Consider the following 14,502-nt stretch of genomic DNA (forward strand, 5'->3'; position numbering starts at 1 on the left):
ACGCTGCTCAGATGCACTTGAAGTAGTCAAAAGGCTCACGGCACTCGATGCAGCGGTACAGCGCCTTGCAGGCGGTGGAGCCGAATTCGCTGAGGCGTTCGGTGTGTGCGCTGCCGCATTGCGGGCAGCACACTTCATAGCGTTCACCCAGCAGGCTGCGCTTGCTGGCGCTGCCGGCCGGCGGGGCGATGCCGTAGGCGCGCAGGCGCTCGCGGCCGCTGTCGCTGATCCAGTCGGTGGTCCACGCCGGGGTCAGCCGGCGCTCCAGTTGCGGTGCGGCGAAGCCCGCTTGTTCCAGCGCTGTGGCGATGTCTTGCTCGATCACCTCGGTGGCCGGGCAGCCGGAGTAGGTCGGTGTGACCACCACATGCAGGTGGCCGCCTTGCCAGTCGAGGCCGCGGACGATGCCGAGCTCGACCACGCTGACCACCGGCACTTCCGGGTCCATCACCGCGTCGAGCACGGCCCAGGCCTGCGCCAGGTCGTTGGCCTGGAGCGGGCGCGCGCCGCGGTCGCTGGTAATCAGATCACCAGGTTGCATCGGGATAAGCTCGCGGCAGGAACTGCATCTCAGCCAGGAGGATGCCGAGGTGTTCGCTGTGCAGGCCACGACGGCCGCTCAGGTAGAAGTAACTGGCCGCTGGCGGTACCGGCAGGGTGGCACGGGCGAACACATCGGCGACCTTGGCGCGCCAGGCACTGGCAACCTCGTCTGCTGCTGCCGCGACACCGGCCTCGGCCAGGCGTTGCTCGACGTCGTCGCCGTTGACCAGCTCGACGCTGAAACGCCATACCTGGTCGATGGCCGCCAGCATGCGCTTGTGGCTTTCTTCGGTGCCATCACCCAGGCGCTCGACCCACTCGCCGGAGCGGCGCAGGTGGTAGGTGACTTCCTTCAGGGCCTTGGCGGCGATACCGGCGATGCGTTCATCGCTGGAGCTGCTCAGGGCGTGCAGCACCTGGAAATGCCAGGCGTCGTAGAGGAACTGTTTGACGATGGTGACCGCGTAGTCGCCGTTGGGTTGTTCGACCAGCAGCAGGTTGCGGTAAGCGCGCTCGTCACGGCGGTATGCCAGATCGTCGGCGTCGCGGCCGTCAGCCAGCAGCTCGGCGGCGTAGTCCAGCCAGTTGCGCGCCTGGCCGACCAGGTCGAGGCCGACGTTCATCAGCGCCAGTTCTTCTTCCAGTGCCGGGGCTTTGCCGCACCATTCGCACAGGCGCTGGCCCTGGATCAGGGCGCTGTCGCCAAGGCGCAGCAGGTATTGAATGAGGTCATCGTGTTGGTTCATGGCTATGGCCTCACATGTGCCCGACTTCAGCCGGCAGCTCGTAGAAGCTGGCGTGGCGGTAGACCTTGTCTTCCGACGGTACGAACAGCGGGTCTTTTTCGTCTGGCGACGAGGCGGTGATCAGCGCCGACGGCACCACCCACAGGCTCACACCTTCGTTGCGGCGGGTGTACAGCTCGCGCGCGTTTTCGATGGCCATCGCCGGGTCAGCAGCATGTACGCTGCCGACGTGCTTGTGATTGAGGCCGTGCTTGCTGCGCACGAACACTTCGAACAGGGTCCATTCGGACATGGCGGGACTCTCCAGATCAGGGGCGGTTCAAGCGGCGTCGCGCTTGGCTTGTTGTTGTTTTTTGCGGGCGTGGGCGACAGCGGCTTCGCGCACCCAGGCACCGTCCTCGATGGCCTTGCGGCGGGTGGCGACGCGTTCGGCGTTGCACGGGCCGTTGCCTTTGAGCACTTCGTAGAATTCTTCCCACTGGATGGCGCCGAAGTCGTAATGACCGCGTTCTTCGTTCCACTTCAGGTCCGGGTCTGGCGCGGTGCAGCCCAGCAGTTCCAGTTGCGGAATGGTCTGGTCGACGAAACGCTGGCGCAGCTCATCGTTGCCCTGGCGTTTGATTTTCCAGGCCATCGACTGGGCGCTGTTAGGCGAGTGTTCGTCGCTGGGGCCGAACATCATCAGCGCTGGCCACCACAGGCGGTTGATTGCGTCCTGGACCATGTCCTTCTGCGCCTGGGTGCCTTCTTGCATCATGGTCAGCAGCAGTTGGTAGCCCTGGCGCTGGTGAAAGCTCTCTTCCTTGCAGATACGGATCATCGCCCGCGAGTAGGGGCCGTAGGAGGTGCGCTGCAGCACCACCTGGTTGACGATTGCCGCGCCGTCGACCAGCCAGCCCACCGCACCCATGTCGGCCCAGCTCAGGGTTGGGTAGTTGAAGATGCTCGAATATTTGGCTTTGCCGCTGTGCAGCTTGGCGATTTCTTCGTCGCGGTCGGCGCCGAGGGTTTCCATTGCGCTGTACAGGTACAGGCCGTGGCCGGCTTCGTCCTGGATCTTGGCCATCAGCTGCAGCTTGCGCTTGAGGGTTGGCGCGCGAGTGACCCAGTTACCTTCCGGCAGCATGCCGACGATTTCCGAGTGAGCGTGCTGGGAGATCTGGCGGATCAGCGTCTGCCGGTAGGCGTCGGGCATCCAGTTCTTCGCTTCGATCTTGATCTCGGCGTCGATCTTCTCTTGGAAGGCGCGCTCCTCGGGCGACATCTCATCCAGCGCTTTGACCCGCTTAACGCCGGTCTCAACCAGTTGTGCGTACATGCTGTGTCTCCAGCCTTTTATAGGTTTGTCGGGAGGCCTTGGCCATGGCTGTATTTTTAAATGATACAAAAACAAATATCAAACAAAAAATTGTGTGTCGCATAATATTTTTGTATCACATCGCCGGTGGGAGCGGGCTTGCCCCGCGATCGCGGTTTGTCAGGCACACCGCATCGCGGGGCAAGCCCGCTCCCACCGGGCAAAAAAAAAGCCCCGCCGAGGCGGGGCTGAAAGAGGAGTGGGTCGAGCTCAGGCGCGTTTGTCGTAGACGTGGCAGGCCTTGCCTTCCGAGCGCTTCAGGCTATGGCAAGGCTGGATCAGCACGCGCGCGCTGATACCGATGTAGGTCTTGATCTGCTTGCTCAGTTCATTGCCAATCAGCTTTTGCTGGTCGGCATCCAGGCCTTGCAGGTCATGCTTGAGCTCAACGTGGACGTCCATGCCGTCGAGGTTGCCATTGCGATACAGATGTATCTCGTAGTTCTCTGAAAGCTGTTTTATTTTAAGTACCTGCTCCTCGATCTGCGTCGGGAACACGTTGACTCCGCGGATGATCAGCATGTCGTCGCTGCGTCCGGTGATCTTGTCGATCCGGCGCATCGGCCGTGCCGTGCCCGGCAGCAGGCGGGTGAGGTCGCGGGTGCGGTAGCGGATCATCGGCAGCGCTTCTTTGCTCAGCGAGGTGAACACCAGCTCGCCGTATTCGCCGTCGGGCAGTACCGCGCCGGTGACCGGGTCGATGATTTCCGGGTAGAAATGGTCTTCCCAGACGGTCGGGCCGTCTTTGCTCTCGGCGCATTCCATGGCCACGCCCGGGCCCATGATTTCCGACAGGCCGTAGATGTCCAGGGCAGTGATGCCCATGCGCTCTTCAACGGCCCGGCGCAGCTCGGCGGTCCAGGGTTCGGCGCCGAAGATGCCCAGGCGCAGCGCCAGTTTGTGCGGGTCGAGGCCCTGGCGCTCGATCTCGTCGGCGATGTTGAGCATGTACGACGGGGTGACCATGATGATGTCCGGCTGGAAATCACGGATCAGCTGGACCTGCTTCTCGGTCTGGCCGCCCGACATCGGAATTACCGTGCAACCCAGGCGCTCGGCACCGTAGTGCGCGCCCAGGCCACCGGTGAATAGGCCGTAGCCGTAGGAAATCTGCACCTTGTCGCCACGGCGGCCGCCGGCGGCGCGGATCGAACGGGCGACGACGTTGGCCCAGGTGTTGATGTCATTCTGGGTGTAACCGACCACTGTCGGTTTGCCGGTAGTGCCGCTGGAGGCATGCAGGCGCACGACTTCTTCCATTGGCACGGCGAACATGCCGTACGGGTAGTTGTCGCGCAGGTCGTTCTTGCCGGTGAAGGGGAACTTGGCGAGGTCTTCCAGCGACTTCAGGTCGTCCGGGTGCAGGCCCAGGCTGTCGAAGCGCTGCTTGTACAGCGGTACATTCTCATAGGCGTGCTTGAGGCTCCAGCGCAGGCGATCGAGCTGGTGCTGGCGCAATTGATCGATGCTCGCAGTTTCCATCGGATCAAGCAGGGACGTGTTGATAAGCATATTCATGGCTTCACTCGAATTGTTTTTGTGCAGGGCCCGCACGCAGGCCTTTGAGTGCTGATGAGCAGAATAACCCCAGGTGGCTGAAGTGTCAGAGCCGCTCGATAATCAGTGCAATCCCTTGACCAACGCCGATGCACATGGTGCACAGTGCATAACGGCCTTGGCGTTCTTCCAGTTCGTGCAGCGCGGTGGTGACCAGGCGCGCGCCGCTCATGCCCAGCGGGTGACCGAGGGCGATGGCGCCGCCGTTCGGGTTGACCCGCGCGTCGTCGTCGGCCAGGCCGAGTTCACGCAATACCGCCAGTCCCTGGGCGGCGAAGGCTTCGTTGAGTTCGATGACGTCCATATCGGCCAGGCTCAGGCCGGCCAGTTCCAGTACCTTGCGCGTGGCCGGCACCGGGCCGATGCCCATCAGCCGCGGCTCGACGCCGGCAGTGGCCATCGCCACCACCCGGCCACGGGCCTTGAGGCCATGGCGGGCGGCGGCTTGCGGGCTGGCCAGCAGGAGCGCGCAGGCGCCATCGTTGACCCCCGAGGCATTGCCTGCGGTGACGCTGCCGCCCTGGCGGAACGGCGTACCAAGCCTGGCCAGTTGCTCCAGGGTGGTGTCGCCGCGTGGGTGTTCGTCGTGCTCGACACGTTTGGCCGGGCCTTTGCGCTGAGGGATTTCTACCGCCACGATTTCCTTGGCCAGGCGGCCGTTGGCTTGCGCGGCGGCGGCCTTTTGCTGACTGCGCAGGGCGAAGGCATCCTGGTCGGCACGCGAGACATTGAAGTGGGCGGCGACATTCTCTGCGGTCTCGGGCATCGAGTCGATGCCGAATTGCTCCTGCATCAGCGGGTTGACGAAGCGCCAGCCAATGGTGGTATCAAAAATCTCTGCGCTACGGCCGAAGGCTTGTTCGGACTTGCCCATGACGAACGGCGCGCGCGACATCGATTCAACCCCGCCCGCGATCATCAGCCCGGCTTCGCCACAGCGGATGGCACGGGCGGCGCTGCCGATGGCGTCCAGACCGGAACCGCACAGGCGGTTGAGGGTGGTGCCCGGCACGCTGATGGGCAGGCCGGCCAGCAGCGAGGCCATGTGCGCAACGTTGCGGTTGTCTTCACCGGCCTGGTTGGCGCAGCCGTAGATCACGTCGTCGATGGCGCTCCAGTCCAGCTGCGGGTGGCGCTGCTGCAGGGCCTTGAGCGGAACCGCACCGAGGTCATCGGCACGCACGCTGGACAGGGCGCCAGCGTATCGGCCGATCGGGGTACGGATGGCGTCGATGATCAGAGCATCATTCATTTACGGTCTCCTGTGCCAGCACGGTGCCGCGCACTTTGTAGGACTTGCCACGGAACAGGGCGATCAACTGGCCGCGCTGGTTTTCAATGCGTACGTCGTAGTTGCCGGTGCGCCCGCTGCGGCTCAGTTCGCGGGCGTACGCGGTGAGGGTGTCGCCCAACTGCGCCGGGGCGACGTAATCGATGCTGCAGCCGATGGCCACGCAGGCGTCGTTGTAACTGTTGCAGGCGAAGGCAAACGCCGAATCGGCGAGGGCAAACAGGTAGCCGCCGTGGCAGGTGCCATGGCCTTGAATCATGTCTTCGCGCACGCTCATGCCCAGTGTGGTCTGGCCGGGGGCTACCGACAGCAGGCGGATACCCAGGCGTTGGCTGGCGGTATCGCGCTCAAACATGGTTTCGGCGCAGCGGGTGGCGAGGTCCAAGGCTTGGTGATTAGTCATGGAAGCGTCTCCCTTCGGCGACCAGGCGGCGCAGCAGCAGGGAAGGGCGATAGCGCTCTTCGCCGTAGCTGGCTTGCAGGTTTTCCAGGGTGCGCAGCACGCCGGACAGGCCGATGCTGTCGGCCCAGGCCAGTGGCCCCTGGGGATAATTGACCCCGGCGCGCATCGCCAGGTCGATGTCGGCGGCACTGCCGACGCCTTGCAGTACGGCATCAGCGCCTTCGTTGGCGAGCATGGCTACGCTGCGCAGCACGGCCAGGCCGGGCAGGTCGGCGAGCTGACTGACCTTGAGGCCCGCGCGCTGCAGCAAGGCCACGGCTTGGTCGCGGGCGTTGTCGGACGTGTCGGCGGCGCAGGCGATGGCCAGGCGGCTGGCCTTGGCATAGTCCAGCGCCAGGTCGATCAGTACCAGGTTGCGCAAGCCGTCATCCTGAGCACGCTGGCTGGCCAGGCGTCCGTCAGACAGCGCCAGCACGGCATCGCCAACTCGCAAGAGGCCGCAGCCGTCACGGCGAACCACGCTGACGCCTGCGTCCTGCAGGCGTTGGATCAGCGCCTCGGCGACACCCAGGCTGCCTTCTACTACCAGGCTGTTTACCGCAGCGCTGCTGCTCAGTTCGACTGGCTGCGGACGCTCGGCGCCTTCGGCGTAGTTATAGAAGCCATGACCACTCTTGCGACCGAGACGACCGGCGTCCACCAGCTCCTTCTGGATCAGCGAGGGCTGGAAGCGGAAGTCGCCGTAATAGGCTGCGAATACCGAACAGGTCACCGCGTAGTTGACGTCATGACCGATCAGGTCGGTCAGTTCGAAGGCGCCCATGCGAAAGCCGCCAGCGTCACGCAGCAGGGCATCGAGGGTCGCGCAGTCGGCGGCACCTTCCTGCAGCAGGCGCAGGCTTTCGGCATAGAACGGCCGGGCCACGCGGTTAACGATGAAGCCCGGGGTGGATTTGGTGTGCACCGGCTGTTTGCCCCAGGCGCGCGCGGTAGCGTACAGGCGCTCGGCCAGTGCCCGTGGCGTGGCCAGGCCAGAAACGATCTCGACCAGCGCCATCAGCGGCGCCGGGTTGAAGAAGTGCATGCCGATGACCCGCTCGGGGTGGGCAAGGCCCGCCGCCAGGCTGGTGATCGACAGTGACGAGGTGTTGCTGGCAAAGATGCACTCGGCGCTGCACAGCGCCTCCAGCTGGCGCAGCAGGCCACGCTTGACCTCAAGGTTCTCGACGATCGCCTCGATCACCAGACCGGCGTCGGCCAGTGCCTCGATCGCGTCGGCCGGCTGCAGACGGGCCACGGTGGCGGCGCGCGCCTCGGCACTGAGTTTGCCTTTCTCTACCAGCTTGCCGAGCTGGCGGTCGATGCCGTCGATGGCCTGGGCGGCGGCGCCGGGGCGGGCGTCATGCAGTTTTACCGGGTGCCCGGCCTGCGCTGCCACTTGAGCGATGCCCGCGCCCATGGCGCCGGCACCGATCACCGCGACGACGGTACTGAGGTTGAGTGCGCTCATGACTTAGCGTCCCTTGAAGGTGGGGGTGCGTTTGGCCATGAATGCGCTGACACCTTCGCGGTAGTCTTCGCTGCGTCCGGCCAGGCGCTGCAGGTCGCGCTCAAGGTCGAGCTGCTCATCGAAGCTGTTGCTCAGGCTGGCGTTCAGGCTGCGCTTGATCAGCGCCAGGCCGTAGGTTGGCTGGGTGGCCAGATGGCGCGCGAGCTTGAGTGCTTCAGCGCGCAGTTCGGCATCGTCCACCACTCGGTAGATCAACCCCCATTGCTCGGCCTGTTCGGCGCTCAGGCGCTCGCCGAGCATCATCAGCGCTTTGGCGCGGGCGTTGCCGACCAGGCGTGGCAGGGTCCAGGTTCCACCGGAATCAGGGATCAGGCCAATCTTGCAGAAGGCCTGGATAAAGCTTGCCGAGCGTGCGGCCAGTACCAGGTCGCAGGCCAGCGGAATGTTGGCACCGGCGCCAGCGGCAACGCCGTTGACCGCGCAGATTACCGGCATTGGCAAATCACGCAGGGCACGGATCAGCGGGTTGTAGAACTGCTCGATGGATTGACCGAGGTCTGGTGCGTCGGCACCCGGGGCGACATTACGGTCGCTGAGGTCCTGGCCGGCACAGAAGCCACGGCCTTCGCCGGTCAGCAGCAGCACACGCACCTCAGGATTGTGCCGCACCTGTTTGAGCGCTTCGCGCACTTCAGTGTGCATCAGCGTGTTGAAGCTATTGAGTTGTTCCGGGCGGTTGAGGCTCAGGCTGGCAACGCCGTCCTCGATGGCAAACAGAATGTGCTGGAAATTCATGGCTGGGGCGCTCTAGGGATAACCAGGGAAGGGGCGGCCAGGCTTACTGGCCGGTGAATTCGGGGCGGCGCTTGGCCTGGAAGGCGGCGATGCCTTCGTTGCGGTCGGCAGTGCCGGCCAGCACGGTGAAAGCGTGGCGCTCGAAGCGCAGGCCGCTGGCCAGGTCAGTGTCCTGTGCCTTGAGCAGCGCTTCCTTGGCCAGGCGCACGGCCAACGGTGCCTTCTGGGCAATCACCCGGGCGATGGCGATAGCACGGTCAACCGTGAATTCAGGTTGGGTCACTTCGCTGATCAGGCCGGCACGCTGGGCAAAGCGCGCATCGATGGCCTCGCCGGTGAGCACCATTTGCATGGCCAGCGACTTGCCGACTGCGCGCAGCAAACGTTGGGTGCCGCCAGCGCCGGGCATGATGCCGAGGTTGATTTCCGGCTGGCCGAAACGCGCATCTTCACCGGCGATAAGGATGTCGGCGTGCATCGCCAGCTCGCAGCCACCGCCCAGGCAGAAGCCGTTGACCGCAGCGATCAGCGGCTTGGAGAAAGCGGCGATGCGCTGCCAGTGGGCAACGCGCGGGTCATTGAGGATGCCGACCAGGTCGCGTTCGGCCATTTCCTTAATGTCGGCACCAGCGGCGAAGGCTTTGCGACTGCCGGTGATGACCACGGCGCGGGTCTCGGGATCGCGTTCGGCCTGTTCCAACTCCAGCGCCAGTTCACCGAGCAGCTCGGTGTTCAGGGCGTTCAGCGCTTCCGGGCGCTGCAGGGTGATCAGGCGGACGCCCGCTTCAGGGGCAAGGACGGCAAGGGTGCGAGGCATCGAACGCTCCTCAGGCTGCACGCACGGCTTGGTTAGCCGGCTCGTTATTGGGTGTCGCAGCGCGTTGGCGCAGCGCCGTCGGGGGCGCCTGCCAGGCTGCATTTTTTCGAGTATACGCACAAAGCGATACAAAACAACAACCAAAAATATCAATAGCGTGTCTTATTGTGCGCTGTCATGGCATGCCGTGGTGGGTAGGAGAGGTGCTCGACGCCTTGCTAAAGTGGCGTTCTAGCAGGCTTTTTTCCGGGTTTTAGGCGGATTCATCGACTTGATGCAAAATTCCGATACAAGATTTCTTTACATCTAGCAAAAAAAGCGTTGTGATACAGAAAAACAAATTACGCGTATCGCTTTCTGTAGCTTTTCGCCCTTGTCGTGTGTTTTTCGAGGAATTGACTCATGTCGTCCACTGCTACCCATGCCGCGCTGGAACTGTTCGACCACCACCGCGAGACGCTCGACCGCGCGCTGCAGGCAATTGCCGAGCGCGGCTACTGGTCGCCGTACAGCGAACAGCTCAAGCACTATCCTGCTGCAGCCGTCGAAGGTGCACAGGCGGCATTCGAGGCCTTGCTCAATCGACCGTTCGCCTTGCACGGCCCGGCGGCGGTGAGTGAGGTTGGCGGCGAGCGTTCGCCCTATGGCTTTGACCTTGGGGTGCGCTACGCCCAGTACGACGCCGAGCAGTTGCTGGCGCGTCAGCAGCAGGCGCTGCCGGCCTGGCGCGATGCTGGCCCGCAGGCGCGGGTTGGCGCGTGCCTGGAGATCCTCCAGCGCCTCAATACCCTGAGCCCGACCCTGGCCCATGCGGTGATGCACACCACTGGTCAGGCGTTCATGATGGCCTTCCAGGCCGGTGGCGCGCATGCCCAGGACCGTGGCCTGGAGGCCGTAGCCTATGCCTGGCGGGCGATGGCCGAGGTGCCGCAGGCGGCGCAGTGGGTCAAGCCGCAGGGCAAACTCGATCCGCTGCAATTGGACAAGCGCTGGCACATCGTGCCGCGTGGCCTGTCGCTGGTGGTCGCCTGTTCGACCTTCCCGACCTGGAACACCTACCCGGGCCTTTTCGCCAGCCTGGCCACCGGCAACCCGGTGCTGGTCAAGGCGCACCCGGCAGCAATCCTGCCGGTGGCGATGAGCGTCAACGTGGCACAAGAGGTGCTCGCCGAGCTGGGCTTCGACCCGGCGCTGGTCAGCCTGGTGGTCGATACCCCGCAAGCGCCTGTGGCACAGCAGTTGGCGCTGGATCCGCGGGTCAAGCTGGTCGACTTCACCGGCGCCAATGCCTTCGGTGAGTGGCTTGAGCGCAACGCGCTGCAGGCCCAGGTCTTCACCGAGAAGGCCGGGATCAACACGGTGATCATCGACAGCACCGCCAACTTCAAGGCCGTGGCCAAGAACCTGGCGTTCTCCCTCAGCCTGTATTCCGGGCAGATGTGCACCACCCCGCAGGCTATTTATGTGCCGCGCGGCGGCATCCGCAATGGCGATGAACAGCTGAGCTTCGCGCAAGTGGCCGAGGCCTTGGCGGCAGCGATCACAGGCTTTCTCGCCGACAATGACCGCGCCTGTGCGGTCCTCGGCGCTATCCAGTCTGAGGCGACTGCTGCGCGTATCGACAGTTGCCGCGCGCTCGGCGAGGTAGTGCTCGACAGCGAAGTGCGCGAGCATCCGCAATTCCCGGCTGCGCGGGTGCACACGCCGCTGCTGCTGAAAGTTGATGCGGCGCAGCGCGATGCCTATTCACAAGAGCGCTTCGGCCCGATCGCCTTCATCATCGCCACCGACGACAGCGCGCACAGCTTGCAACTGGCCCGCGAAGTGATCGCCAGCCAGGGCGCCATGACCCTGGGCGTGTACTCCACCGACGAAGGCTTCCTCGCCGAGGCCGAAACACTGGCGCAGGACGTTGCCGTGGCGCTGTCGGTAAACCTTGACGGCGGTGTGTTGGTCAACCAGTCGGCGGCCTTCAGCGACTTCCATGCCACCGGTGGCAACCCGGCGGCCAATGCTTCGATCAGCGATGGCGCGTTCGTCAGCCGCCGTTTCGTTATCGTCCAGAGCCGCCGTCACGCGGCCCAATGAGTGCATTGTCATGACTTGCTATAGCCTTGACGGCCTGACCCCGGTGGTCCATCCCAGCGCCTATGTGCACCCCTCGGCGGTGCTGATTGGTGACGTGATTATTGGTCCTGGTTGCTACGTTGGCCCGTTGGCCAGCCTGCGCGGTGACTTCGGGCGCATTGTTCTGGAAGAGGGCGCCAATATTCAGGACACCTGCGTGATGCACGGTTTTCCCGAAAGCGACACGGTGGTGGGGCGCAACGGTCATATCGGCCATGGCGCGGTACTGCATGGCTGCCGCATCGGTGACGATGTGCTGGTCGGGATGAACGCGGTGGTCATGGATAACGCGCAGATCGGCGCGCGCTCGTTCGTGGCCGCCACCACCTTCGTCAAAGCCGGCTTCACCTGCGACGCGCAGTCGCTGGTGCTCGGCTCGCCGGCGGCGGTCAAGCGACGCCTCAGCGACGAGGAGGTGGCCTGGAAGCTCGCGGGTACTGAGGAATACCAGCGTCTGGCCCAGCGCTGTGCGCAGGGGCTGGTGGCTTGCGAGCCGTTGCCAGAGGTTGAAGCGGGCCGTCCGCGGATCAGTGCCAGCACCTTGCGACCCAAGGGGGCCGGGCAATGAGCCGAGCGCTGAAGGCCAGCGCCGATGGCCAGGCCTGGCGCTCAGGGGGTATATTTCGCAGCAACTCCATGCCCGGTCTTGTCATGACGTCTCTTGCGCCCCTCAATCAGTTGATTACCCGTTTCCAACAGCAGACCCCGCTGCGTGCCAGTTCGCTGATCATCACCCTCTACGGTGATGCCATCGAACCGCACGGCGGCACGGTATGGCTCGGTAGCCTGATCCAGTTGCTCGAGCCCATCGGTATCAACGAGCGGCTGATTCGTACCTCGATTTTTCGCCTGACCAAAGAAGGCTGGTTGAGCGCCGAGAAGGTTGGCCGGCGCAGCTATTACAGCCTCACCGGCACCGGTCGGCGGCGTTTCGAGAAGGCGTTCAAGCGGGTTTACAGTTCCGCACTGCCGGCCTGGGATGGTTCCTGGACCCTGGCACTGCTGACGCAACTGCCGCAAGACAAGCGCAAACAAGTGCGCGAAGAACTGGAGTGGCAAGGTTTTGGTGCAATTTCACCGGTAATGCTCGCCTGTCCGCGCTGCGACCGCGTCGATGTCACCGCGACCCTGCAAGACCTGGACGTACTGGAAGACACCATCCTGTTCGAAACTGCCGCCCAGGATGTACTGGCCTCAAAGGCCCTGCGCATGCAGGTGCGCGAGAGCTGGAACATCGAAGCGCTGGCGGCGCAGTACAGCGAGTTCATCCAGCTGTTCCGGCCCTTGTGGCAGGCGCTGCGCGAGCAGGACAGCTTGCAGCCGATGGACTGCTTCCTGGCCCGAACCTTGCTCATTCATGAATACCGCAAGCTGCTGTTGCGTGATCCACAGTTGCCTGACGAACTGTTGCCCGGCGACTGGGAAGGGCGTGCGGCGCGGCAACTGTGCCGCAATATCTACCGTCTGGTGTGTGTCAAAGGCGAAGAGCACCTGAGCAGCGCGCTGGAAACCGCCGACGGCCCGCTACCGGAGGTCGGAGAAAGTTTCTATCGGCGCTTCGGTGGGCTTAAATAGACAACTGGTTGTGTAAGAATCACGTGAAAATGCAATAATCTGGGCGCGCCAGAATGGGCGCCCGGCAAATAATAAAAATATCAGTGAGGCCTGTAACATCATGATGACTGCAAATGCACTCAGGGCAGACCGTTTTGATGAATGGCTGCAGAACATCAATCAGGCCTGCGGCCGTTTCTGCGCCCAGACCCTGGGGCCTGACTTTGCCGGCTCGGTAAAGGAGCACAAGGCCGGTGCGCTCAAGGCCAGTTTCGTCGATGTTACTCAGGCCCGCCTCTATCGCACCGGGCGCGAGGTCGAGCAAAGCGAGAACCGGCACTTTTTCGCCGCGTTTCAGTTGCAGGGCCAGGCGGTCATGGAGCAGGGCGGCAACCGCGTCATGCTGTCGCCTGGCGACATCACCCTGATCGACGCGACCTTGCCCAGCGACTTCACTTACAGTGACAACTCCCGCCAATTGTCGTTGATCCTGCCGCGGCACCTGGTCGAGCACAGTCAGCGTTTCAGCAACATTCGCTGCGCACAGCGCATCGATGCCCGTTCGCCCATCGCCTTGCTGGCCAACCGTCTGGTGCTGGAAGCCACCCGCCACGACAGCCTCAGCCTGCAGGAAAGCGAAGCGACCCTGGAGGCGATCATCAGCCTGTTGCGCCCGGTGATTGGCAGCACCGAAGCGGATCCGGACGTGCATGAGCGGCTGTTTCGCAAAACCATTGCCTTCATCGATGAACACATCCGCAATGAGGAGCTGTGCCCGGAACTGTTGGCGCGAGAGGTTGGCGTGTCGGTGCGCGGCTTGTACCGGATGTTCTCGAAAAAGGGCCTGGTGGTGGCGCAGTACATCAAGAACCGCCGCCTGGACTTCTGTGCCGAGTCCCTGCGTCATGGTGGAGCGGAGCAGAAGCTCTCTGCCTTGGGGTATGCCTGGGGTTTCTCTGACGCCAGCTACTTCTCTACCGCCTTCAAAGCCCGCTTTGGCGTAGCGCCGGGCGAGTACCGCAAGCGTTACCAGCACTGATTCACGGGCTGCCCCATCTCCGCCCTGAAGTGCACTACACACCTGCATCCGGCACGGTGGGAGCGGGCTTGCCCCGCGATTTGCTGTATCGCGCCAGATCGCGGGGCAAGCCCGCTCCCACCGGGCCGGTACGGCCACCCCAGCCAATGAGTTGCCAGTCGTGTTGGCAGTACAACCAATACGACTGGCAGGCAGAAAAAAACCTTCATTGACCACTCCGGTTTAAATCGACATGTCAAAAGCCAACGATCCGCCTTGAGCGGTCGCAGGCTTCCCCGTGGCAGGAGACTCAGCGGGCAATGTGGATGCTCAGGTCAGAGGTTTCAGTTCCATGCATAACAACAAGATTCGCCAGTGCCTGGCTGGCTTTACCGTGCTAGCGCTGTTCCAGGTGGCTCAGGTGCAGGCTGCGGCCTGTGTGCCTGCCGCCGTGGAAACCGGCAGCAAACTGTTCGCCAGGGACTGCTCGGTGTGCCATGCGGTCAAGGAAGGCGTGACCGGCATGATGGGGGTCAACCTCCATGGTGTGGCAGGCCGCACCTCGGGCACTTTCCCCGGTTTCAGCTACTCGCAGGCGATGAAAGACAAGGCCGTCGCGTGGAAAGCCGAAACCCTTCAAGCCTTCATCACCCAGCCACAGGCCTACGTGCCAGGTACCTACATGCCTTACATGGGCATGGCTTCCGCTGACGAAAGCGCCGCAGTTGCCTGCTTCCTGACCCAGAAGTGATCGGTCGGATCGGTTCAATGAATGATGAGGAAT

General features: G+C 63.5%; 15 protein-coding genes. 5 read left to right on the forward strand and 10 right to left on the reverse strand.

The window, feature by feature from the left end:
- Positions 1 to 7: 7 nt before the first annotated feature.
- From paaD to paaF, 10 genes are all read right to left on the reverse strand, one after another.
- Positions 8 to 541, reverse strand: a complete 534-nt coding sequence (gene paaD, locus ACVWSC_RS10265; protein WP_442113528.1) for a 1,2-phenylacetyl-CoA epoxidase subunit PaaD — start codon at positions 539 to 541, stop codon at positions 8 to 10.
- A complete protein-coding gene (gene paaC / locus ACVWSC_RS10270; protein WP_442113529.1) occupies positions 528 to 1,289 on the reverse strand; it encodes a 1,2-phenylacetyl-CoA epoxidase subunit PaaC in 762 nt (253 codons plus the stop codon). Before paaC ends, paaD begins: the two co-directional genes overlap by 14 nt.
- Before the next feature lie 10 nt (positions 1,290 to 1,299).
- The gene (paaB, locus tag ACVWSC_RS10275; protein ID WP_133216060.1) at positions 1,300 to 1,581 is read right to left on the reverse strand and encodes a 1,2-phenylacetyl-CoA epoxidase subunit PaaB; all 282 of its coding nucleotides are present in this window, start codon (positions 1,579 to 1,581) and stop codon (positions 1,300 to 1,302) included.
- Between the two features lie 27 nt (positions 1,582 to 1,608).
- The gene (paaA, locus tag ACVWSC_RS10280; RefSeq protein WP_442113530.1) at positions 1,609 to 2,607 is read right to left on the reverse strand and encodes a 1,2-phenylacetyl-CoA epoxidase subunit PaaA; all 999 of its coding nucleotides are present in this window, start codon (positions 2,605 to 2,607) and stop codon (positions 1,609 to 1,611) included.
- 249 nt (positions 2,608 to 2,856) lie between these two features.
- A complete protein-coding gene (gene paaK, locus ACVWSC_RS10285; protein WP_442113531.1) occupies positions 2,857 to 4,164 on the reverse strand; it encodes a phenylacetate--CoA ligase PaaK in 1,308 nt (435 codons plus the stop codon).
- 85 nt (positions 4,165 to 4,249) lie between these two features.
- Positions 4,250 to 5,455, reverse strand: coding sequence for a 3-oxoadipyl-CoA thiolase (gene pcaF, locus ACVWSC_RS10290; RefSeq protein ID WP_442113532.1), 1,206 nt, complete (start codon positions 5,453 to 5,455; stop codon positions 4,250 to 4,252).
- On the reverse strand, positions 5,448 to 5,897 hold the full coding sequence (gene paaI, locus ACVWSC_RS10295; protein WP_442113533.1) for a hydroxyphenylacetyl-CoA thioesterase PaaI: 450 nt from the start codon (positions 5,895 to 5,897) through the stop codon (positions 5,448 to 5,450). The genes pcaF and paaI overlap by 8 nt, the downstream gene beginning before the upstream one ends.
- Positions 5,890 to 7,407, reverse strand: a complete 1,518-nt coding sequence (gene paaH / locus ACVWSC_RS10300) for a 3-hydroxyacyl-CoA dehydrogenase PaaH (protein WP_442113534.1) — start codon at positions 7,405 to 7,407, stop codon at positions 5,890 to 5,892. The genes paaI and paaH overlap by 8 nt, the downstream gene beginning before the upstream one ends.
- A gap of 3 nt (positions 7,408 to 7,410) precedes the next feature.
- Entirely contained in the window at positions 7,411 to 8,202 is a 792-nt protein-coding gene (paaG, locus tag ACVWSC_RS10305; protein WP_442113535.1) for a 2-(1,2-epoxy-1,2-dihydrophenyl)acetyl-CoA isomerase PaaG, read from the reverse strand.
- Positions 8,203 to 8,245: 43 nt separating this feature from the next.
- On the reverse strand, positions 8,246 to 9,019 hold the full coding sequence (gene paaF / locus ACVWSC_RS10310) for a 2,3-dehydroadipyl-CoA hydratase PaaF (protein ID WP_442113536.1): 774 nt from the start codon (positions 9,017 to 9,019) through the stop codon (positions 8,246 to 8,248).
- A 402-nt stretch (positions 9,020 to 9,421) separates the two neighbouring features.
- On the opposite strand from paaF, the gene paaN reads away from it, so the two are divergent.
- The 5 genes from paaN (at position 9,422) to ACVWSC_RS10335 (ending at position 14,469) form a co-directional block, all read left to right on the forward strand.
- Positions 9,422 to 11,107 carry a phenylacetic acid degradation protein PaaN gene (gene paaN / locus ACVWSC_RS10315; RefSeq protein ID WP_442113537.1) on the forward strand — a complete coding sequence of 562 codons (1,686 nt, stop codon included), beginning with the start codon at positions 9,422 to 9,424 and terminating at the stop codon, positions 11,105 to 11,107.
- Positions 11,108 to 11,117: 10 nt separating this feature from the next.
- Entirely contained in the window at positions 11,118 to 11,714 is a 597-nt protein-coding gene (paaY, locus tag ACVWSC_RS10320; protein WP_442113538.1) for a phenylacetic acid degradation protein PaaY, read from the forward strand.
- Between the two features lie 83 nt (positions 11,715 to 11,797).
- Positions 11,798 to 12,721, forward strand: coding sequence for a phenylacetic acid degradation operon negative regulatory protein PaaX (paaX, locus tag ACVWSC_RS10325; RefSeq protein ID WP_442114286.1), 924 nt, complete (start codon positions 11,798 to 11,800; stop codon positions 12,719 to 12,721).
- Positions 12,722 to 12,821: 100 nt separating this feature from the next.
- Complete coding sequence (gene feaR / locus ACVWSC_RS10330; protein ID WP_442113539.1) at positions 12,822 to 13,739, forward strand: transcriptional regulator FeaR; 918 nt, start codon at positions 12,822 to 12,824, stop codon at positions 13,737 to 13,739.
- A 331-nt stretch (positions 13,740 to 14,070) separates the two neighbouring features.
- Positions 14,071 to 14,469, forward strand: coding sequence for a c-type cytochrome (locus tag ACVWSC_RS10335; protein WP_442113540.1), 399 nt, complete (start codon positions 14,071 to 14,073; stop codon positions 14,467 to 14,469).
- Positions 14,470 to 14,502: the final 33 nt, after the last annotated feature.

Source organism: Pseudomonas sp. NUPR-002 (assembly GCF_056322725.1).